Source organism: Rathayibacter sp. AY1B4 (genome assembly GCF_002932815.1).
Lineage (GTDB): Bacteria > Actinomycetota > Actinomycetes > Actinomycetales > Microbacteriaceae > Rathayibacter.
In genome coordinates this window covers 83,431-103,279 of sequence record NZ_PSWN01000006.1, presented here as the reverse complement: position 1 = coordinate 103,279, position 19,849 = coordinate 83,431, and the positions used below count along the sequence as shown (strand labels likewise).

Here is a 19,849-nt window from a genome sequence, read left to right as displayed (position 1 = left end):
CCCGCGACGGATCACAGCGGGTTGACGCCGAACGCCGTGGCCAGCTTGTCGATCTTCTTGGCGCGGCCCAGCCGGGGCAGGTCGCTGCCGTCGCGGATGACGCGGCCGCGGGCCTCGAAGTCGTCGAGGAAGTCGCGGGCCCAGGCGACGTCGGACGGCGTCGGGCTGATGACCTCGTTGATCACGGCGAGCTGCTCGGTGTCGAGGCAGAGCTTCCCGGTGAGGCCGAGCGAGACCGTGAGCGCGGACTGCTCGCGCAGCACGGGGTGGCTGTTCGAGACGGTCGGTCCGTCGATCGGGCCGGGCAGGTCGCCGATGCGCGAGGCGACGACCAGGCGCGAGCGCGGGTAGGCCATCGCGAGGTCGTCGGCGCTGGTGCCCGTGTCGCGGCGGTAGTCGCCGCTGCCGAACGCGAGGCGGAAGGTGCCGCGGGCGCGGGCGATCGAGACCGCCTCCTCGATGCCGAGGGCGGACTCGACCAGGGCGAGCACCGGGGTGGAGCCGCCGAGGCGGTCGAAGGTCTCGGTGACGTGCTCAGCGGCCTCGGTCTTGGCGAGCATGACGCCGGCGAGGCCGGGCAGGCCCTTCAGCGCGTCGACGTCGTCGGACCAGAACGGGGTGGAGTGGTCGTTGATGCGGACCCAGGCGCGCTTCTCGCCGGTCAGCCACTCCGCGACGTCGGTCCGCGCGTCGGGCTTCGCCTTGGGGTCGACCGCGTCCTCGATGTCGAGGACGATCTGGTCGGCGCGGGACGCGTGCGCGGCGTCGAACGTCTCGGTGCGGGTGGCGTTCACCAGCAGCCAGGAGCGCGCGATCTCGGGGGCGACGTCGCGCCCCTTCCGCTTCGCGATGGCGGTGGTGGTGGTCTCGGGCAACGTCACGTTCGGGTCCTCTCGGTGGCGCGGTCCTCGCTCCGCGGACGCCACCGCTCTGCGACGGCGCCGGGGACAAGGGTAGCGGCTCCCCGTAGGCGGGGCTCCGGGCACTCCGGCGTCTCTCCACTCCGGGGCTGCGACGCCCCGAGCGCTCCGGATCAGCGGCCCTCCGGGCGCTCCCACAGCGTCAGCACCGTCGTCGGCACCCGGATCCGCTCGCGCGCGACGAACCCCGCCTCAGCGAGCACCGTGTCCGCCTCGCCCTCCGGCAGCGCCTGCCAGACCCGGTCCTCCCCGGCGAGCGCGGCGAGCAGGTCCTCGCCCTCCAGGAGCACGTCGGAGTACGTCCCCGTCGTCCCGTACGGAGCGGCGAGGGCGACGTCGTCCACGCCCGCGAACGCCTCCGGGTAGGCGGCGAGCGCCAGGCGGGGCCGGAGCGAGACCGTCCCGGAGGAGCCGAGGAGGACGGCGTCGCCCGGACGGGCCCGCTCCTCGACGGCGGCCGCCAGACCGCGGAGGTCCTGCCCGGCCGGCTTCCCGGTGACCGTGCGCATCTGCACCAGGACCGGCAGGGCGGCCACCGCGGTCAGGGCGAGGAGGGCGACGCCCGTCCGGGCCCTGAACGAGTCGAGCGCGAGGCCGAGGAGGACCGCGAGGGCGGGCGTGCTCGACGCGAGGTAGCGGGGGGTGAACATCGGCTCGACGAGGAGGGTCCCGAGCACCAGCACCGCCGTCGGCAGCACGATCCAGAGGACGAGGGCCGGCAGGAGCGGCCCGCGCAGGCCGCCCCGCACCGCGGCGACCGCGAGGAGCGCGACGGCGATCCCGGCCAGCCACCACGCGGATCCGAAGAACGGCTCGACCAGGACGGTGAACGCGGTCACCGGCTGCGAGCGGAGCCAGCCGACCTGGCCGCTCTGCCCGGCGGCGAGGAGCAGCACCGGCACGGCGCCCAGTGCAGAGAGGGCGCTCGCCGGGAGAGCCCGCACGGCACCCCGGGGCGCCGCGGCCGCGGCGAGCGCGACGAGAGCCGGCAGCACCAGCACGGAGTAGAGGAACACCGCGTCCGCCAGACCCGCGACGGCCGCGAACGCGATCCAGCGCAGGGCTCCTCCGGAGCGGGCCGCCCGCACGACGAGGACCGCCGCTCCCACCACGAGCGCGGTGGCCAGAGCGGAGGATCGCGCCTCGGTCCCCGAGAACGAGGACCGCGGGAGCAGCACGAGCACCGCGGCGGCGAGGAGTGCTGCCCGGGGCCGGTCGAACGATCGCAGCAGGACGACGACGCCCGCCGCCGCCGCTCCCGTGGCGAGAGCGGACGGCGCCCGCACCGCGAGCTCCGACTCCCCGGCGATCGCGATCCAGCCGTGCATCAGCAGGCCGTAGACCAGGTGCACCGCGTCCTTCTCCTGCACGAAGGCGAGGAGCTCCCCCACCGGGAGCCGCGCCAGGCGGAGGGTCGCGGCCTCGTCGTTCCAGTAGGAGGGGATCCAGGAGCCGACGAGGGTCAGCGCGGTGGCGAGGGCGAGGACCGCGCTCGCGGGCAGGGTCCGGAGCGCGCGCATCCCGCCAGCGTAGAGGCCGGGCTCAGCGCGCCGAGCGCTCGGCGAGACCCTTCGCGTACGCGGCCTGGCCGACGTGCTGCGTGTCGTCGTCGATCACCGAGACCAGCCGAACCCCGAGGGTCACCGGCGGATCCCACTGCTCGTCGACGACGCGCTCGAGGTCCTCGTCGCCGAGCGTGTCGAGGAGGGCGAGCGTCTGCCGGTGCACGGCGTCGGCGTATTCCGCGAGCAGCGCGGCCGGCACCGCGGCGAGCGCCGCCACCTCGGCCGGCTCCTGCCCGTAGCCGGTCTCGTCGGGCTCGAAGGGCAGGCCGGACCGGCCGTGGAAGCCGTCGGCCGTCCACACCTGCTCGTGGCCGGCGAGCGGGGCGAGGTGGTCGTCCTGCACCCGGACGAGATGCCAGACGAGCCAGGCGGGCGAGTTCGAGCGGGCGTCCGCGCGGAACGCGAGCTGATCGGGGGTGCTGTCGTCGAGGACGGCGTGCACGTTCTCGTGCACCCGGCCGAAGGCGTCGCGGAGGAGGTCGATGGCTGCGCTCATGCCGCCAGCCTGCCGCTCCCGCGCCCGGTGCGGCACCCCCTCCGCGCGCCTCGGAGGAAGTGCGGAGGCGGGTGCCCGATACTCGGCCCGTGACCTCCGGATCCTCGAACCTGGCGACGAAGCCGTGGCTGACCTCCTACGCGGAGGGCGTGCCCGCCGAGATCGACCCTCCCACCCAGACCCTCGTCGACCTGCTCGAGGACTCGGTCGCGCGGTACCGCCGCGGCACCGCGCTCGAGTTCTTCGGCGCCGAGACCAGCTACGCCGAGCTCGGCGAGCAGGTCGCGCGCGCGGCGGAGGGCCTGCGGCGCCTGGGCGTGCGCGCCGGCGACCGCGTCGCGTTGGTGCTCCCGAACTGCCCCGAGCACGTCGTCGCGTTCTACGCGGCTCTCCGCCTCGGAGCGATCGTGGTCGAGCACAACCCGCTCTACACGCCGCGCGAGCTGCGGCGGCAGTTCGAGGACCACGGCGCCCGGTTCGCGGTCGTCTGGGACAAGATCGCCGACGTCGTCGCGACCATGCCCGCCGACCTGGGCATCGAGCGCGTCGTCTCCGTCGACCTCACCCGCTCCTTCCCGCTCGGCAAGCGCCTGGCGCTGCGGCTCCCCCTGCCGTCGGTGCGCCGGTCGCGCGAGAAGCTGACCGCGACCCCCCGCAGCCGCTCCCTGGTGCCCTTCGCGTCGCTGCTGAAGAACCGCCGCATCGCGCGCTCGCACCCCCGCCCGGTCCTCGGCGACACGGCCCTGCTGCAGTACACGAGCGGCACCACCGGCACGCCCAAGGGCGCGATCCTCTCGCACGCGAACCTCCGCGCGAACGCCCTGCAGGGCCGCGCCTGGGTGCCGGGCCTGCGCGAGGGCGACGAGACGTTCTACGCGGTGCTCCCTCTGTTCCACGCCTACGGGCTGACGCTGTGCCTGACCTTCGCGATCAGCATCGGCGCGAAGGTCGTGCTGTTCCCGACCTTCGACGTCGGCCTCGTGAAGGCGGCCGCGAAGTCGTCGCCGCCCACCTTCCTCCCCGCGGTGCCGCCCGTGTACGACGCGCTGGCCCGCGCCTCCGAGCGCCACGAGCTCGACTTGCGCGGCATCCGCTTCGCGATCTCGGGAGCGATGAGCCTGCCGGTCGCGACGGTCGACCGCTGGGAGCGCGCGAGCCGGGGACTCCTGGTCGAGGGCTACGGAATGACCGAGAGCTCGCCGGTCGCCCTCGGCAACCCGGTCGGCCCGACCCGCCGGCCCGGCACGGTGGGCGTGCCGTTCCCCAGCACGACGATCCGCCTCGTCGACCCCGCCGATCCGTCGGTCGACCGCGGCCCGGGCGAGTCCGGCGAGCTCCTGCTCCGGGGGCCGCAGGTGTTCCAGGGGTACTGGAAGCGGCCGGAGGAGACGGCCGAGGCCCTCCTCCCCGGCGGCTGGCTGCGCACGGGCGACATCGCGACCGTCTCGGCCGACGGCTTCGTGACGATCGTCGACCGGGCCAAGGAGCTCATCATCACCGGCGGCTTCAACGTCTCCCCCTCCGAGGTCGAGGGAGTGCTGGAGTCGCACCCGGACGTGACGCGCGCGGCCGTCGTCGGGCTCCCCCGCGAGGACGGCGGCGAGAGCGTCGCGGCGGCCGTGGTCCTGCGGGCCGGGACGGCCGTGGATCCGGAGGCGTTGCGCGACTTCTGCCGGCTGCACCTGACGCCCTACAAGGTGCCCAGGCGGATCGTCCCGGTGGACGAGCTGCCGACCTCGCTGATCGGCAAGGTGCTGCGCCGCCAGGTGCGCGAGAGTCTGCTGGACTGAGGCGACCGGAGCGGGCGGTGGCCCGCGAGGAGGAGGACGACATGGCGAGGATCGTGCAGTACGAGCGGATCGGCGGGCCCGAGGTGCTCGAGACCGTCGAGGCGCCGGAGCCCGAGGCGGGGCCCGGAATCGTGGTGGTCGCCGTCCGCGCGGCCGGTGTGAACCCGATCGAGTGGAAGGTGCGCTCCGGCCTGCGCCCGAGCCCGCCGTTCGACGGTCCGCGGAGGCTCGGGTCGGACGGCTCCGGCGTGGTCTCCGCCGTCGGTCCGGGAGTGACCGGTTGGAGCGTCGGCGACCGGGTCATCGTCAGCGGCGCCACCGGCACCTACGCGACCGCCGTCGCGGTCTCCCCCGACTCCCTCGATCCGCTCCCCGACGGACTCGGCTTCGAGGAGGCGGCCGCGCTCGGCATCCCGGTCTCCACCGCCTACCAGGCGGTGGTCTCGCTCGGCGTCGCGGAGGGATCGACGTTCGTCGTCCACGCGGGCGCCGGCGCGGTAGGACGGGCGGCGATCCAGTTCGCCGTCGACCGCGGAGCCCGGGTGATCGCCACGGCGAGCCCGGCGAATCACGAGGCGCTGCGCGCGCTCGGAGCGGTGCCGGTCGCCTACGGGCCCGGACTGCTCGAGCGGCTGCGTGCCGCGGCGCCCGAGGGCGTCGACCGCGTGCTCGACGCGGCCGGGACGGACGAGGCGCTCGCCGCCTCGCTCGCGCTGGTGGAGGATCCGCAGCACGTCGGAACGGTGGTCGCCGGTCCTCGGGCGGCCGAGCTGGGCATCCGGGCCTGGAGCGGCGGCAGTCCCGTGCCGCTGACCGAGGAGGAGCAGCGCCTCCGCCGCGAGGGGGTGCCGCTGGCCGCCCGGCTGGCGAGCGAGGGGCGCTTCGCGGTCGCGACGGGTCCGCGCCTCCCGCTCGAGCGGGCCGCAGAGGCGCACCGGCTCAGCGAGGACGGCCACGTCCGCGGGAAGATCCTTCTCGTTCCCTGAGCCGGGCCGGCTCCCGGCATCCGTCTCCCCACCGCTTCCCCCGCTCTCACCGTCGAGAAGGAGTCCCCGTGTCCACTGACGACACCACCCCCGTGATCCTGGGGGGCGCCCGCACCCCGTTCGCCCGCTTCTCCGGAGCCTTCGCGCCGCTCTCGGGCGTCGAGCTCGGCGCCGCTGCCATCCGAGGGGCTCTCGAGCGCTCGGGCGCCTCCGCGGCCGACGTCGACGCGGTCGTGCTCGGCCAGGTGATCCAGGCCGGAGCCGGTCAGGGCCCCGCCCGGCAGGCCGCGGTCCTCGCGGGCCTGGGCTGGGACGTCCCGGCGGTCACGATCAACAAGCTCTGCCTGTCGGGTCTCACCGCGGTGATCGACGCGGCGCGGATGATCCGGCTCGGCGAGGCGCAGGTGGTCGTCGCCGGAGGGCAGGAGTCGATGACCAACGCGCCGCACCTCCTGCTCGGATCCCGCTCGGGCCTGGGTGTCGGTCCGCGTCCGCTCGAGGACGCACTCCTCCACGACGGCCTGCTCGATCCGTTCGACCGCCGCCTGATGGGGAGGGTGACCGACGACGGCAACGCCGCACGGGGCATCCGCCGCGAGCGCCAGGACGCCTTCGCCGCGCTCTCGCACCAGCGGGCCGCCGCGGCACGGTCCACCGGCGTGCTCGCCGAGGAGATCGTGCCGGTCGCGGTTCCGCAGCGGCGCGGACCGGACCTCGTCGTGTCCGCCGACGACGGGATCCGGGAGGACAGCACGGTCGAGACGCTCGCCCGGCTGGCCCCCGCGTTCTCGCCCGAGGGCACGATCACGGCGGGCAGCTCGTCCCCGATCACGGACGGCGCCGCCGCGCTGGTCGTCGTGTCCCGCGGCTGGGCCCGCGAGCGCGGACTGCCCTGGCTCGCGACCGTCGCCGAGCACGGGCAGGTCGCCGGACCGGACAACTCCCTGCATTCACAGCCGTCGGCGGCGATCCTCCGGGCGCTCGGCCGCCGCGGTGCAGCGGTGTCCGACCTGGACCTGATCGAGATCAACGAGGCGTTCGCCTCCGTCGTCCTCCAGTCGGCGGACGATCTCGGCGTCGAGCCCGAGGCGGTCAACCCCGACGGCGGGGCGATCGCGCTCGGCCACCCTGTGGGCGCCTCCGGAGCACGGCTGGCCCTGCACCTGGCGCTGGCCCTCCGGCGCCGGGGCGGCGGTCTGGGCGTCGCCGCGCTCTGCGGCGGAGGCGGCCAGGGCGAGGCGCTGATCCTCGAGGGCTGACCGGCGGTCCGCCCCCAGGAGCGCGTCGGCGCCTCCGGCTACGCTCGCGGGATGAGCATCCTGAGCGCCGACGGCCTCGCCTTCGTCACCGAGCGCCACCTGGCCACCCTCTCCACCCCCGGCCGCCAGGGCCGCCTGCACGTGGTCGCCGTGGGCTTCACCTACGAGGACGGCGTCGTCCGCGTCATCACCTCCCGCGAGAGCCAGAAGGTGCTCAACGTCCGGCGGGGCGGCACCGCGACGGTCGGGCAGGTCGACGGCATCCGGTGGCTGAGCCTGGGCGGTCCGGCGACGATCGAGGAGGAGCCGGACGCCGTGCAGCACGCCGTCGAGCTCTACTCCCAGCGCTACCGCACCCCGCGCCCGAACCCCCTCCGCGTCGCGATCCGCATCGACGTCGACTTCGCCCTCGCCTCCTCCGGCCTGCGCGCGGAGTAGCCGGGTGGCCCGCGGCGACGCGCTGGGCGGGGGCGGCGCCGTGTCCTCCCTCCGCACCTACCGCTACGTCCGCCTCTCCCTGGTGGCGGCCGTGGCGCTCCTCACGGCCGGCCTCGTCCACCAGCTCGTCGGCGGAGGCCCGCTGCGCTCGATCAGCGCCTCGTACTACACCCCGGTCCGCTCCCTCTTCACCGGGGCGCTCTTCGCGGTCGGCGTCGCGCTGGTCGTCCTCGCCGGCAGGAGCGTGCGGCGCTTCCTCCTGCTGCTGGCGGGCATGACGGCGCCGGTCATCGCGATCGTGCCGGTGCCCCTCGCCTCGGAGGAGCTGCAGCGCCTCCAGGGAGCGGTGTGCCCGGCGGGAGGGGCGTCGTGCCTTCCCGCGACGGCCGCGGGTGAGGTCGCCGCCTCCCTGCCCGCCTACCTGGTCACGGCCGCGGCCGTCCTCGTCGCCTCCGTGATCCTGCTCGCCCTCGACCGGGTCCTCGACCGCTGGGCGCTCGTCCGCACCGCGATCGCCGCCGCCCTCCTGATCGCTCTGGCGGCCTGGAGCACGCTCCCGTCGTTCCTGCGGCTCGGCCACTACGCCGCCGCCGGCGTCTTCTTCCTCCTCATCGCCGTCACCGCCGGTCTGCACGCCGTCGCGGTGCGCGAGGAGGGAGCGAGCGGGCCGGGGACGCCGCGCTTCTACTCCCGCTGCTACGCCGTTCTCGCGGTGCTGATCGCCGCGGTCGATGCGGCGCTGGTGCTCCTGCTTCTCACGGGGCGGGGAGCGGAACTTCTCGGCGAGCAGTGGCTCCTGCTCGGCGAGGCCGTCGCGCTCGCCCTCTTCGGGATCTTCTGGGTGCTGCAGACCGTCGAGAACTGGGATCGTCCCGACGTGCTGCTCGTCGCGCGGGGCTGAGGGGGCCGGTGACGGACGGCCCCCTCAGCCGCTCAGCGCTTGAGGGTGATCGAAGAGCTCCGCCCGAGGTTCCCTGCGGCGTCGTAGGCGTGCGCGACGATCGCGTACCGCCCGGCCGGGTAGGAGGAGGCCGAGACGGTCAGGCGCCACGTGCCGTCCGACGCCCTCGTCGCGTCGCCCAGCCGCGTGGCTCCGCTCCAGAAGCTCAGCTTCGTCGTGCCGACGTCGTCCTTGGCGGTGGCGACCAGGGTGACAGAGCCACGCACCGTCGATCCGCTCGTCGGCGCGGTGATGACGGTCTTCGGAGCCGTCGTGTCGCGCGACGGCGCGGGCGAGCCCGTGGGTGCCGGAGCAGGAGCCGCGGTGGGCGCCGACGTGGGAGTCGGGGTCGGAGCCGGAGCCGGTTCGTCGCCGAGGCCCCAGGCCGTCCACAGCTCGTCCGCGATCATCGCCTGGCCGGCGACGTTCGGGTGGAAGTAGTCGACGTCCGTCGAGAGCTGGTCGAGCGAGATCGGAGCCGCCGTGAGGGCACCGCCGTCCCAGACGCAGTCGTTCGCGGCGGACGCGCAGGCCGATTCCAGTGCCTCGTTGAAGGCGGCCTCCCGGTCCTCCGCCGCCGCGAGCGAGGCGGTGTAGGCCGAGCCGGTCAGCGGGGCTCCGGTCGTCGCGTCGACTCCGCGCTGGGTCCGGCAGACCCCGCCCCAGGCCCAGATCGCGGCGCCCGGCGTCGACTTCACGGCCTCCCACTCCGACTCGATGTCCGGGACCGAGCCGACGAGCACCGTCGCCTCCGGCCACTCCTCGCCGATGGAGCGCAGTATCCGGGTCGCCGACGCCGCGAAGGAGGCCGCGGGCGTCATCGCGTAGCCGTCGCGGGAGTCGGGCGAGAGGCTCAGCGAGCAGAGGTCGTTGCCGCCGATCAGCAGCGTGACCACGTCCGGCTCCTCCCCGGCCGCGACCGCGGCGTCGATCCGCGACTCGACTCCGCTGATGACCGCGCCCGACTTCGCGTAGTTCACCGCGCGGACCGCCGTCCGCGGATCCGCCGCCGCCAAACGGCTCGCGATCGAGTCGACCGCGGGCGCCGATCCCGTCGCCCAGGAGTTCTCGACGCAGTCGCGGTTCACCCCGCAGGTCGTCGCCGCGCGCGTGATCGAGTCGCCGAGCGCGAGCAGCGTCTGCGTCCCGGACGCCTGCGCCGGCGGTGCCGCCAGGAGCCCCGCCAGGAGCGCGATCGCCCCCGCGCCGACCCCTGCTGCTCTCCGCCGTGCCCTGTGTGCTGTGGTCCCCATGTCGTCCCGTCCCCTGGTCGTCCATCGTTCGAGTGCCTCGCGTGCTGCGAGAGCACGAGGGGCGAGCGTACGTCGCCGCGGATCCCCCGACGGACCGGAGGAGGGCGGCTCCCGTCCGGCGCGGCCCGGATGGGGGACACGGAGGACGCACGGACGCGGGCGGCCCACAGCTTGGGGCGCCCGATCGTCAGGACCTGCACGACCGGCCCGCGCGCTCTCCCGCCCGGAGAGCACGTGGACCGACGGCTCCTCCTCGATACTCTGAGGCGATGATCGGCCGTCGCCGTGGAGGGAAGAGGGATCAGCATGGACTACTCGAACGAGGACGATCTCAAGCAGAGGATCGGTATCGACTCCTGGAGGAATCTGTCGAAAGAGAAGTTCATCGCGTTCGCATCCGAGCTGCCGAACATGAGCGAGGAGCTCGCCCTGAAGGTCGTCGAGCAGTTCCCGGATTTCAAGAATCTCGTCCTCGACTCGTTCAGTGAAGTGGGAGATCAGGCGAGTTCAGCCGTTCGAGCCAACTGGAAGAGTCAGAAGAAGGTTCACAGGGCCTTCGCCGAGTACCGCGCCGTCCTGAACCGCGAACTGGATCGTGACACCCTGAGCGCGGCGGACCGCTACTCGGTCCTTCGGCTGTTCAAAGAAGCGATCGACGACGAAGCGCTGAAGGATTCGGAGCACAAGGCGTTCGTGCTCCGGGCACTGGGCATCGTCGCGATGGTCGCAGTCGCCGGAGTCTCGACGGGAGTCGCCGTCCTCGGCGGTCGAGCCAGGATCGGCGGAGACGCCTAGTACCGAGTGCCGATCGAACGGACCACTCCTCCGCCGACGAGCGCGTCGAGGCCGCGAGGCGGTCGACCCGCCGAACAGGCGAGGTTCCCGATCCGGCCGCCGGCACAAACCAGAAGGCCCGCTCTCTCGAGCGGGCCTTCCGTGGTGGTGGATCCGAGGGGATTCGAACCCCTGACCTCTTCATTGCGAACGAAGCGCGCTACCAACTGCGCCACGGACCCGTGCCTTCCGAGCCGTCACCGGCCCGAACAACTCGTCCACACTAGCACGGACGAGCAGGCGCCTCGCACTCGGGTCAGGCCCCGCGGCGGCGCTGCAGCGCCTGGTCGAGGTCGATCGCGTCGACGCCGTCCACGACGCCCATCGCGGCGAAGCGGGAGGAGGGACGCGGAGCCTCGGGAGCGGGAGCGGCGGCACGCGGGACGCGCAGCGGCGCCACCTCGGGAGCGGTCGCGGCGGCGCGCTGGGCGAGCTCCGCCTCCGCCGCGGCGGTGCGCAGGCGCTCCACGGCGTCGATCGACGCCATCGCGGAGGCGGCGACCGTGCCCCGGGAGAGGTACAGCGGCTTGGGGAGCGGCTGCGGCGTCCAGCTCGCACGGTCCTCGGCGAGCTCCTCGGAGGCGTCGTCCCCCGCCTCCTCGGCGAGCTCGGCCTCGAAGACCTCGGCGCGCCGGCGCTCGATCGCGGCGGCCGTCGTCGCTGTTGCGGCCGGAGCGGCGGCGCGGCGGCGACCCGGCGCCAGCAGGATCAGCGTGCCGAGCCCCGCGACGGCGAGGAGCAGGCCGACGAGCGGCACCGCGCCCGTGCCGCCGAAGGGCAGCATCACGAGCCCGACCAGCGCGGCGACCGCGCCGACCAGCACGGCCAGCGCGGCGCCCTGGCGCCAGCGCAGGACCGAGGGCCCTGACCGCGTGCTCCGCCGTGCGCTCGCGGTCGCCCGTCGCAGCGCGTCGCGCGCCGCCTTCTCCGCCTGTGCCAGCTCCATCGCCTGTGCCTTCTCTTCGGCTCGTCGTCGTGTCTCGGTCACCCGGAGCCGGCGCTGCTGCAGCGCCACCTCGCGGGCCGTCGCCTCCGCACGCACGTGCTCGGGCACTTCCGCGGTCTCGGCGAGGATCCGCAGCGTCTGCTGCAGCCTCACCGCGTTGCGCTCGGTCGCGTTGTACGACCGCCTGCGCATCCACGTGGGGATCAGGTAGGCGACCCACAGAACGGCGGCGAGCGCCCAGACGACGCCCCCGCCCAGCCAGTCGCTACTCATGCGGACAACGCTAGGAGCACCGGGCACTCCCGTCCGTCATTACGGGTAGGTGTGTCCGTGCGGATCGCGGATCAGCCGGGGCCCCGTCGGAGGGACACCGGCGCCGTCGGAGGGTCCGGAGAGACCCGAGCGGCGCGAGGCGCGGAGGTCCGCGTCGGTCGGCACGCCGACCTCCGACGGGACCTGCCCGTCGAGGTAGCGGCGGAGCACGCCGCGGGGCACCTCCTCCGCCACGAGGGCGAAGCAGAAGTGGTCCCGCCAGTCGCCGTTGATGTGGATGAAGCGCCGCCGCAGGCCCTCGTAGCGGAAGCCGAGCTTCTCGACCACGCGCAGGCTCGGCCGGTTCTCCGGGCGGATGCAGATCTCGATCCGGTGCAGCCCCAGGTCGAGGAAGGCGTGGTCGGCAGCTAGTGCCACGGCGATCGGAGTGATCCCCCGCCCGGCGTAGCGCTCGGACACCCAGTAGCCGATCGACCCGGAGGAGAGCGAGCCGTACCCGATGTTCGAGATGTTGAGCTGCCCGGCGAGCTCGCCGTCCCAGTCGATGAGGAACGGCACTCCCCCGCCGGCCCGCGCGTTCTGCTGCAGCGAGCGGATGCTGGCGCGCACGTCGAACGCGGCGCCTCCCCGGGGGTCGGACGCCTCCCACTGGCGCAGCCACGACCGGTTCGCGATCAGCTCCCGCTCGAGAGGGCGGGCGTCGCGCACGCGGATGGGGCGGACGGTGACACGACCCTCGGTGAGCGTCGGGATCGGGAGCGGCATGATGCGACCCTACTGCTCCGCCGCACTGCGGGAGGGGGACTGGACTCCGCGGCGTTCCGTGCTCTCGGGGAACGGACGAACGGACGGGATCCCGTGCCGCAGCAGGGGGTCCCGTCCGTTCCGGAGGAGCGCTCGCCGGGGCTCAGAGGCCGGCGACGAAGTCCTTCAGCCAGGGCTTGAGGTCCTTGCCGAGGTCGTCGCGGTCGGAGGCGAGCTGCACGATGGCCTTGATGTAGTCGAGCTTGTCGCCGGTGTCGTAGCGGCGGCCGCGGAACACGACGCCGTAGACGCCGCCGAACTCGGCCGGGTCCTGCGCCATGCGCTCCAGTGCGTCGGTCAGCTGGATCTCGCCGCCCTTGCCCGGAGCGGTGTGCTCGAGCACGCCGAACACGTCGGGCTTCAGCACGTAGCGGCCGATGATCGCGAGGTTCGAGGGGGCGTCCTCCTTGGAGGGCTTCTCGACCAGCCCGGTGATCCGCACCACGTCGTCCTCGTCGGTCGCCTCGACCGCCGCGCAGCCGTAGAGGTGGATCTGGTCGGGGTCGACCTCGAGCAGGGCGACCACCGTGGTGTCGCGCTGCTCGGCGACGTCGATCATGCGCGAGAGCAGCGGGTCGCGGGCGTCGATCAGGTCGTCGCCGAGGAGCACGGCGAAGGGCTCGTCGCCGACGTGGCGCTGCGCACGGGAGACCGCGTGGCCGAGGCCCTTCGGCTCGCCCTGACGGACGAAGTGCACGTCGGCGAGGTCGCTGGCGTACTTGACGTGCTCGAGCTTCTTGTCGTCCTTCTTCTGGGACAGGTTCTGCTCGAGCTCGGGCACCGAGTCGAAGTGGTTGGCGAGCGCGTTCTTGTTGCGCCCGATGATCACGAGCACGTCCTGGAGGCCGGCGTCCGCCGCCTCCTCGACCACGTACTGGATCGCCGGCTTGTCGACGACCGGCAGCATCTCCTTGGGGATGGCCTTCGTCGCCGGCAGGAAGCGGGTGCCGAGACCTGCGGCGGGGATGACTGCTTTGCGGATTCGAGTGCCCATGGGGCGCCATCCTAGCGGCGGGGGAAGTCGCGGGAGTTTCGCGCCAGGAGCGGCGACGGAAGGCGCCGGACCCCGTTCCGGGGCGGTCCGGGACGAGCGTCCCTCAGGGTCGTCCGCGCGGAGGCCGGCGCGGGGCCCGGTTCTAGACTGAGCGCATGCCAGCCGACATCACGCACGAGAAGCGGGCGCTGCGCGCCGAGCTGCGCGAGCGCCGCCGCACGCAGACCTCGACCGCTCGCGACCAGGCCGCGGAGCAGATCACCGCCCACCTGATCGAGCTCGCCACCCGCGTGGGGGCCCGCTCCCTCGCGTGCTACCTCTCCGCTCCGGAGGAGCCGAGCACCCGGCCGTTCCTGGGCTGGGCCGAGAGCCACGGCATCCGCGTCCTCTTCCCCGTCTCGCGCCAGGACGGCCTGCTCGACTGGGCGGTCGGCGACGGCCACACCGAGACCCAGGGCCTGTTCGGCATGCCCGAGCCCGTCGGGCAGCTGCTCGGCCCCATCGCGATCAACGACGTCGACCTCATCGTCGTCCCGGCCGCCACCGTCGACCGGCAGGGGATGCGGATGGGCTGGGGGCGCGGCTACTTCGACAAGACCCTCGGCTCGATGGAGAAGTGCCCGCCGGTCTACGCCGTCGTCTTCGACAGCGAGCTCGTCGACCGGGTGCCCAGCGAGGTCCACGACCAGGCCGTCGACGGAGTCGTCACTCCCTCCGGCATCGTCGACCTGCGCCACTGACCCCGTCCTCCTTCTCCCCCACCCGCCTCCGAGGAGCCCCCTGTGCCCACCTACTCCTACCGCTGCACGCAGTGCGGCAACGCCTTCGACATCCAGCAGAAGTTCACCGACGACACGCTCACCGAGTGCCCGAGCTGCCAGGGGGCGCTGCGCAAGGTGTTCAGCGCGGTCGGCGTGACCTTCAACGGCTCGGGCTTCTACCGCACCGACTCCCGCTCCGGCGGGAAGTCGAGCGAGGGCGGCTCCTCCTCCTCGGGTGCCGGCTCGTCCGGCTCGGGCGCATCCGGCTCCGGCTCATCCGACTCGTCGTCGGGCTCCTCGGGATCGGGCGGCTCCTCCTCCGGATCCTCGGGTTCATCGGGCTCGGGCGGCTCCTCGTCCGGCTCGGGGTCCTCGGGCTCCGGATCGTCCTCCTCCTCGTCGTCCTCGGGCTCCTCCGGGTCCTCCTCCTCGGGCTCCTCCTCCGGGAGCTGACCCGCCACCCACCGCTCACGGCAGAAACGGAACGATCATGATCAACGGCTTCAAGGAGTTCATCCTCCGCGGCAACGTCATCGACCTGGCTGTCGCCGTGGTCATCGGCGCCGCCTTCACGACCATCGTCAACGCGATCGTGACGGGGATCTTCAACCCGCTCATCGGCGTGATCTTCGACGCCTCCTCCCTCGAGGCCCTGGTCTGGCCCATCCGACCGGGAGAGAACGGCGAGGACCCGACCGTCATCGCCTACGGCTCGGTCGTCTCGGCCCTGATCCAGTTCGTGATCGTCGCCTTCGTCCTCTACTTCGCGTTCGTCCTGCCGATCAACCACCTCAAGAACGCTGCCTTCGCCAAGAAGGCCGCCGACGCCCCCGCCGCGGAGGACAAGGCCCCCACCGAGCTCGAGCTCCTCGCCGACATCCGCGACCTGCTCGCCAACAACGGCACCGCAACCACCGCGAACTCCGGCAAGCACGTCGACTGAGTTGTCCTGTCTTCTTCCGCCGGAGGCGGAAGAAGACCGCGGTCGGCTTCCCGATGGAGAGCGTTCCGTGGAGCGGTGTGCGAACAGTGCGTTCGAAACGCTGGCACGCGTTTCGGACGACACCTGCACCCTCGGCAGGTCGCCTATCGGGGCCTTCAGCGTCTCCGGCGGGGACTGATCGTTCCTGTGTCCACGCCTTCATCGGACATCGCTGGGCATGAGGCGGAAAGCGGTCGATCAGCTAGGCACCGGACGGACGCGATCGTCCGCAGGCACCGGACGGGAAGCAGCCGGTCACCGTCGCCGGGTCCGACGTGAGCGGTCGCCGGACAGCGGCGTGACGCGTTCGCTCGTCGAGGCGGGGCGCGGCGGGGTGAGGTCCGAGGTCGTCGACGGGTCGAGCGCCGACTCGCGGATCACCGACCGGTCCGGCTGACCTCAGTAGTGCGGGGGGACGTCCTGGCGCAGGCGCGCGTCGTTCGGGCCGGTGTCGGGGCGCGCGGGCGGCGCGGAGGGGTCGGCGATCGGAGCGTCGTGCGGGGACGGATCGGTGCCGGGCTTCGCGGGGAGCGTCGCCCGCCGACCGCCGCGGGTGCGCCGCAACGGGCGGTCGGCACCCGCGGGGGCGTCGGGATCCGGCGCCACGATCAGTCGCGCGGCAGCGGCTCGACGGGCTGCGTCTCCCCCGACGCCGGAGCGGCGGCGGCGGCAGGAGCGGCAGGAGCAGCAGGAGCCTCGCCGGCGGCGGGAGCAGCGGTCTGCTCCTCCCCCGCGGTCGCACCGATCAGCCCGGCCACCCGCGCGGCCACGGCCTCGGGGTCGGCGAACAGCTCGAAGTTGTGCACCCGCAGGTAGTGCCAGCCCAGCCGGCGCAGCAGCTCCGGACGCAGGCGCAGCGACACGCGCAGGCTCTGCGTGCTCACGTCGCGGTCGGTCTCGACCACCACGGCACGGGTCCCGTGCGCGGCGACGAGGGCCAGCTTGCCCTTGTGCCCGATGTTGACCCGGAGTCCGCGGCGCTCGAGGCGCGCGGCGAGATCCACCAGCATCGGCTCCGAGTAGTCGTCGCGGTCGCTCGGCTGGACGCGGTCCTCCGCCTCCTGCAGCACCTGCGCGAGCGCGACCATGCCGTAGCGCATGCGCGACTCGTCGATGTCGCCCGGGCGGAAGCACGAGACGATGTCCATCGAGCGGCGGGCACGGGTCATCCCGACCGCCAGCAGGCGCTCTCCGCCCGGCTCCGCGAGAGCGCCGAAGTTCGACAGCAGGCGGCCGTGGGGCGTCCGGCCGTAGCCGATCGAGAAGATGACGCGGTCGCGGCTCTGCGCGACCGACTGCTCCAGCGTCACGACGGCGAAGGGCTCGGGACGGTCGCCGAGGATGAAGTCGCTCAGATCGGTGCGCTTGGCGAAGGCCGTCAGCACCGCCTGCTGCACCCGCACGGCGTGGCGAGGACTCGCGGTGATGACCATCAGCGACTCGCGCGGACGGATAACCGCGTGCTCGAGCACCAGCTCGACCACCTTCGCGACCTCGGCGTCGACGGACTCGACGGCTCCGGAGTCGTTCTCGGGCATGCCGTGCCCGCTCGCGATGTAGTGGAAGCGGAGCGAGTCGTGTCCGAGGAACGAGCCGGCCCAGGGCAGCGAGTCGATGCGGCCGCCGTAGAAGCGGCGGTTGACCAGCTCGGCCAGGTCCTCGCCGCCCGCGCGGTAGCTGCGGGTGAGCGTGACGGTGTTGAGCAGCTCGCCGAGTCGGGCGAGCGCCGACTGGGCGTGCAGCGCCTCGACGTCGGTCCGCGAGGCGGTGGAGCCGAACTCCGGCGTCTCGTCGACGCGCAGGCCGAAGGGAGTGGGGGTCTGCGTGACCGGGTCGCCGAACGCGACGACCTGCTTGGCCCGGCGGATCGCTCCGACGTTCTCGGCCAGCGTGGTCGCCCCGGCGTCGACGAGGAACACCGCGTCGAAGGTCGTCTCGGTGCCGATGCGGTGCACCTCGTACGGCGAGGCGAGCCAGGCCGGAGCGAGCACGCGCGAGAGGTGCGGAGCGGCCTTCTGCAGCTCCTGAGGGGTCGTCGCCGCCTCGGTCCGCAGCAGCGCGCGCAGCGCGTCGCGCTCCTGCGGCCAGTCGACGAGCCCGATCTTCCAGGTCTCGGAGAGCTTCCAGGCCAGCAGCTCGGCGCTCGAGGCGGCGTGCGCCTCGTCGACGAGCTTGAAGTCGGCCTCGAGCCGGTCGAGCACGCTCGTGTTGCCGCCGAGCAGCGCACGCTCGTCGGTCAGCATGATCTCGAGCGCCGAGCGCCACCAGGCCAGGTCCAGCTCGCCCGCGACCAGCTCGGCCGGCACGTGGCGGCGCGAGAGATCGGTGAGCAGCGGGTCCAGGCCCCAGTCGCGGAGGGTGGCGAGGAGGGTCGTCCGCTCCTGGAGGTTGGCGAGCACCTCGCTGTCCTCGGCGAGGCCGGACACCATCGAGGCCAGCTCCGCGAGAGGGAGCGAGGCGAGCTGCAGGTTCGTCCCGCGGCGGCCGAGCGGCTCGTCGAGACGGCTCAGCTGGTCGGTCACCTGCTGGTAGGCAACCTGCACGTCGGCGACGCCGACCGGGACCTCGGGGATCGTGCCGGCGACCGCGTAGCGCTGCCACAGCGTCCGCTGCTGCTGCACCCGGCGGAGCGCCGCGTTCAAGTCGGTGACGTGCGCGCCGGGACGCAGGTACTCGCGGGCGAGCTTCTTCAGGCGCCGGCGGTTGGTGGACGACATCTCGGCGGCCTCGCGGCGCGGCGAGGTGGCGACGATGAGGTCCTGGATCGAGCGGTCGAAGACGGCCGGCTGGAACTTGTCCAGCGTCTCGCGGACGTCCTGCAGCAGACGCAGGTAGATGCCGAGCTCGGCGACCGACTCGAACGGGCGCATCCGCGTCTGGCCGATGACGTCCTGGGCGCGGTCGAGCAGGCGCGGCAGGTCGCGCAGGTGCAGGCGCTTGGCCAGCTCGTGGGCGATCTCGGCGTCGGCGGTGGAGTCGAACTGGGCCCCGTACCAGGGCGAGTCGCCCGGGCCGTAGCGGAATTCGCCCAGGCGCGCCGACTCGATCAGCATCCGGGTCGCCTCGGGGCGGCTGTGCGCGAGAGCGGTGACGGAGCGGCGGTCGAGGCGGGCGGCGGTCGACGGGGGCGTCCGCAGCTGCGAGAGGCGGGCGAGCTCCTCGAGCGCCTGCAGCGCCGAGACGCCGAAGCTCTCGTCGCGCCGGGAGAGCGCGCCGCGGTAGTCGAGCAGCACCTTCCGCAGCCGGAGCAGGGCGTCGTCGATCTCGCTGACGGAGGGGCGCGCGGCCTTCTCGTTGCGGCCGATCGACTGGATGAGGTCGCGGCGGAGCGTGCGGGGCCCGACCGCGATGCCGCCCAGGCCCGCCGAGAGCAGGCGCTGGTGGATGCTGTCGAGGCTCGACCGGCGAGCGCTGACGACCAGCACGCGCTTGTGCTGGGCGGCCAGGGCGCCGATCGCGTTGACGATGGTCTGGGTGCCGCCCGTGCCGGGGAGGGTCTTCACGACGAGCGAGTTGCCGGCCGCGATGTTCGCGATCACCTGCTCCTGCTCGGCGTCCGCGTCGAGGAGGAGGTTGTCGGTCGCCGGAGGACGCTCGTCCTGCGGGATGATCGACGCCACCTTCTGCGACTGCTGCAGCGCCCGCTTGGCGGCCGGGTTCCCGGCGACGGCGTCGAGGACCGGGTGCTCGAGCATCCGGGCGTCGCGGAGCATGTCGCCCGCCACGTCGGCGAAGCTCGAGACCACGAGGCGCGGGTGCACGGCGAACCACGGCAGGTGCGAGGTCAGGCCGCGCAGCTGGTCGATGACCGGCTGCGGCTTGAAGACGCCGTTCTGCACGGCCAGCTCGACGAACTGCTCGGGGTCGATCGTGATGCCGAACTGCTGCTTGAGGGCGCGCGCGAGCTGCGGGTTGAAGTAGGGCTGGCCCTTGAGCTTGAGCTCGAAGTCGCGGCCGTAGCGGCGGATGGCGAGCGGGCGCAGGAGCACGGGAGCGGTGAACTCCGTGTCGCCGGCGCGCCACTGGGCGAGGCCGATGGCGAGGTGGACGCCCTCGATGCCGCGGACCGAGCGCAGCTCGATCCCCTTGTCGGTGATCGCGCCCGCGGCGTTCTTCGCGGTGCGCAGGGCGAGCTCGTCGCGGATGAGCGAGGAGAGGAGCGTCGTCTTGCCCGAGATGAACGGGGGCAGCCCGCCGGGGTGCGTGGTCGAGAGCTCGATGCGCGTCCGGGGCGAGTCCACGAAGTGGAGCAGGGGCGACGGACCGCCGACCTTGGCGAGCTCGTCGCGCCACGACTGCCACACCGGATCGGCCACGTTGCCGCCCTGGTAGCCGGCCTCGCCGCTCGTCACCTGCACGGGAGAGGTCGCCGTCGGGGAGAGCCGATGCGCGGACGCCTCCCCCTGGTCACCGGATTCGGGTGAGGTCGCCACCGGTCCGGCTCCTGGGAAATCGTCGACTCGTTGCACACGGACACCCTAAACCGGGCACCTCCGAAAGGCCGTAGCGACGCGGGTCGGCGGCACGGCACCTCCGAACGGCTCACCGGGCCGGAGCATCGGAGGCACGCGGAGCGCCGGGTCGGATCGGCGAGCGCGCCCGCCCGAT

18 protein-coding genes and 1 tRNA gene are annotated in these 19,849 nt (G+C 73.3%); 9 read left to right on the top strand and 10 right to left on the bottom strand.

Annotated elements, in window-relative coordinates; translation table 11 throughout:
* Positions 1 to 11: 11 nt before the first annotated feature.
* From C5D66_RS05910 to C5D66_RS05900, 3 genes are all read right to left on the bottom strand, one after another.
* On the bottom strand, positions 12 to 875 hold the full coding sequence (locus C5D66_RS05910) for a CoA ester lyase (RefSeq protein ID WP_208543400.1): 864 nt from the start codon (positions 873 to 875) through the stop codon (positions 12 to 14).
* 158 nt (positions 876 to 1,033) lie between these two features.
* On the bottom strand, positions 1,034 to 2,440 hold the full coding sequence (locus tag C5D66_RS05905) for a glycosyltransferase family 39 protein (RefSeq protein WP_104255410.1): 1,407 nt from the start codon (positions 2,438 to 2,440) through the stop codon (positions 1,034 to 1,036).
* A gap of 22 nt (positions 2,441 to 2,462) precedes the next feature.
* The gene (locus tag C5D66_RS05900; RefSeq protein ID WP_104255411.1) at positions 2,463 to 2,981 is read right to left on the bottom strand and encodes a DinB family protein; all 519 of its coding nucleotides are present in this window, start codon (positions 2,979 to 2,981) and stop codon (positions 2,463 to 2,465) included.
* A gap of 89 nt (positions 2,982 to 3,070) precedes the next feature.
* Here C5D66_RS05900 and C5D66_RS05895 point away from each other — a divergent pair, with 89 nt between their 5' ends.
* The 5 genes from C5D66_RS05895 (at position 3,071) to C5D66_RS05875 (ending at position 8,355) form a co-directional block, all read left to right on the top strand.
* Entirely contained in the window at positions 3,071 to 4,771 is a 1,701-nt protein-coding gene (locus C5D66_RS05895) for a long-chain-fatty-acid--CoA ligase (protein ID WP_104223210.1), read from the top strand.
* Between the two features lie 41 nt (positions 4,772 to 4,812).
* Positions 4,813 to 5,757 carry an NADP-dependent oxidoreductase gene (locus C5D66_RS05890; RefSeq protein ID WP_104255444.1) on the top strand — a complete coding sequence of 315 codons (945 nt, stop codon included), beginning with the start codon at positions 4,813 to 4,815 and terminating at the stop codon, positions 5,755 to 5,757.
* Positions 5,758 to 5,825: 68 nt separating this feature from the next.
* Complete coding sequence (locus tag C5D66_RS05885; RefSeq protein ID WP_104232853.1) at positions 5,826 to 7,016, top strand: acetyl-CoA C-acyltransferase; 1,191 nt, start codon at positions 5,826 to 5,828, stop codon at positions 7,014 to 7,016.
* Positions 7,017 to 7,067: 51 nt separating this feature from the next.
* On the top strand, positions 7,068 to 7,454 hold the full coding sequence (locus C5D66_RS05880) for a pyridoxamine 5'-phosphate oxidase family protein (RefSeq protein WP_104223212.1): 387 nt from the start codon (positions 7,068 to 7,070) through the stop codon (positions 7,452 to 7,454).
* Positions 7,455 to 7,458: 4 nt separating this feature from the next.
* The gene (locus C5D66_RS05875; RefSeq protein ID WP_104255412.1) at positions 7,459 to 8,355 is read left to right on the top strand and encodes a hypothetical protein; all 897 of its coding nucleotides are present in this window, start codon (positions 7,459 to 7,461) and stop codon (positions 8,353 to 8,355) included.
* 32 nt (positions 8,356 to 8,387) lie between these two features.
* On the opposite strand, the gene C5D66_RS05870 is transcribed toward C5D66_RS05875, so the two are convergent.
* Positions 8,388 to 9,647 carry a GDSL-type esterase/lipase family protein gene (locus C5D66_RS05870; RefSeq protein WP_104255413.1) on the bottom strand — a complete coding sequence of 420 codons (1,260 nt, stop codon included), beginning with the start codon at positions 9,645 to 9,647 and terminating at the stop codon, positions 8,388 to 8,390.
* 306 nt (positions 9,648 to 9,953) lie between these two features.
* On the opposite strand from C5D66_RS05870, the gene C5D66_RS05865 reads away from it, so the two are divergent.
* Entirely contained in the window at positions 9,954 to 10,442 is a 489-nt protein-coding gene (locus C5D66_RS05865) for a hypothetical protein (protein ID WP_104274204.1), read from the top strand.
* Positions 10,443 to 10,587: 145 nt separating this feature from the next.
* Here C5D66_RS05865 and C5D66_RS05860 read toward each other — a convergent pair.
* From C5D66_RS05860 to galU, 4 genes are all read right to left on the bottom strand, one after another.
* Positions 10,588 to 10,663: transfer RNA gene (locus tag C5D66_RS05860), tRNA-Ala, on the bottom strand.
* Between the two features lie 74 nt (positions 10,664 to 10,737).
* Positions 10,738 to 11,700: a hypothetical protein gene (locus tag C5D66_RS05855; RefSeq protein ID WP_104255415.1), complete on the bottom strand. Its 963-nt coding sequence runs from the start codon at positions 11,698 to 11,700 to the stop codon at positions 10,738 to 10,740.
* A gap of 39 nt (positions 11,701 to 11,739) precedes the next feature.
* On the bottom strand, positions 11,740 to 12,465 hold the full coding sequence (locus C5D66_RS05850) for a GNAT family N-acetyltransferase (RefSeq protein WP_104223217.1): 726 nt from the start codon (positions 12,463 to 12,465) through the stop codon (positions 11,740 to 11,742).
* A gap of 142 nt (positions 12,466 to 12,607) precedes the next feature.
* The gene (galU, locus tag C5D66_RS05845; RefSeq protein WP_104223218.1) at positions 12,608 to 13,498 is read right to left on the bottom strand and encodes a UTP--glucose-1-phosphate uridylyltransferase GalU; all 891 of its coding nucleotides are present in this window, start codon (positions 13,496 to 13,498) and stop codon (positions 12,608 to 12,610) included.
* 155 nt (positions 13,499 to 13,653) lie between these two features.
* Between galU and C5D66_RS05840 the strand changes: the two genes are divergently transcribed.
* From C5D66_RS05840 to mscL, 3 genes are read left to right on the top strand one after another with little or no spacing between them, the layout of a single operon-like run.
* The gene (locus tag C5D66_RS05840) at positions 13,654 to 14,238 is read left to right on the top strand and encodes a 5-formyltetrahydrofolate cyclo-ligase (protein ID WP_104255416.1); all 585 of its coding nucleotides are present in this window, start codon (positions 13,654 to 13,656) and stop codon (positions 14,236 to 14,238) included.
* Between the two features lie 42 nt (positions 14,239 to 14,280).
* A complete protein-coding gene (locus tag C5D66_RS05835) occupies positions 14,281 to 14,712 on the top strand; it encodes an FmdB family zinc ribbon protein (protein WP_104223220.1) in 432 nt (143 codons plus the stop codon).
* 37 nt (positions 14,713 to 14,749) lie between these two features.
* The gene (gene mscL / locus C5D66_RS05830; protein WP_181027096.1) at positions 14,750 to 15,202 is read left to right on the top strand and encodes a large conductance mechanosensitive channel protein MscL; all 453 of its coding nucleotides are present in this window, start codon (positions 14,750 to 14,752) and stop codon (positions 15,200 to 15,202) included.
* A gap of 438 nt (positions 15,203 to 15,640) precedes the next feature.
* On the opposite strand, the gene C5D66_RS05825 is transcribed toward mscL, so the two are convergent.
* Complete coding sequence (locus C5D66_RS05825) at positions 15,641 to 15,847, bottom strand: hypothetical protein (RefSeq protein WP_104223221.1); 207 nt, start codon at positions 15,845 to 15,847, stop codon at positions 15,641 to 15,643.
* Positions 15,848 to 15,849: 2 nt separating this feature from the next.
* Entirely contained in the window at positions 15,850 to 19,674 is a 3,825-nt protein-coding gene (locus C5D66_RS05820; RefSeq protein ID WP_374952906.1) for a DEAD/DEAH box helicase, read from the bottom strand.
* Positions 19,675 to 19,849 lie beyond the last annotated feature (175 nt).

What these genes read in the sequence shown, in the direction of transcription:
- C5D66_RS05880 (WP_104223212.1), top strand. Translation starts at nt 7,068, where the DNA reads ATGAGCATCCTGAGCGCCGACGGCCTCGCCTTCGTCACCGAGCGCCAC.
- C5D66_RS05890 (WP_104255444.1), top strand. Translation starts at nt 4,813, where the DNA reads ATGGCGAGGATCGTGCAGTACGAGCGGATCGGCGGGCCCGAGGTGCTC.
- C5D66_RS05840 (WP_104255416.1), top strand. Translation starts at nt 13,654, where the DNA reads ATGCCAGCCGACATCACGCACGAGAAGCGGGCGCTGCGCGCCGAGCTG.
- C5D66_RS05870 (WP_104255413.1), bottom strand. Translation starts at nt 9,647, where the DNA reads ATGGGGACCACAGCACACAGGGCACGGCGGAGAGCAGCAGGGGTCGGC.
- C5D66_RS05855 (WP_104255415.1), bottom strand. Translation starts at nt 11,700, where the DNA reads ATGAGTAGCGACTGGCTGGGCGGGGGCGTCGTCTGGGCGCTCGCCGCC.
- C5D66_RS05865 (WP_104274204.1), top strand. Translation starts at nt 9,954, where the DNA reads ATGGACTACTCGAACGAGGACGATCTCAAGCAGAGGATCGGTATCGAC.
- C5D66_RS05850 (WP_104223217.1), bottom strand. Translation starts at nt 12,465, where the DNA reads ATGCCGCTCCCGATCCCGACGCTCACCGAGGGTCGTGTCACCGTCCGC.
- C5D66_RS05905 (WP_104255410.1), bottom strand. Translation starts at nt 2,440, where the DNA reads ATGCGCGCGCTCCGGACCCTGCCCGCGAGCGCGGTCCTCGCCCTCGCC.
- C5D66_RS05900 (WP_104255411.1), bottom strand. Translation starts at nt 2,981, where the DNA reads ATGAGCGCAGCCATCGACCTCCTCCGCGACGCCTTCGGCCGGGTGCAC.
- galU (WP_104223218.1), bottom strand. Translation starts at nt 13,498, where the DNA reads ATGGGCACTCGAATCCGCAAAGCAGTCATCCCCGCCGCAGGTCTCGGC.
- mscL (WP_181027096.1), top strand. Translation starts at nt 14,750, where the DNA reads ATGATCAACGGCTTCAAGGAGTTCATCCTCCGCGGCAACGTCATCGAC.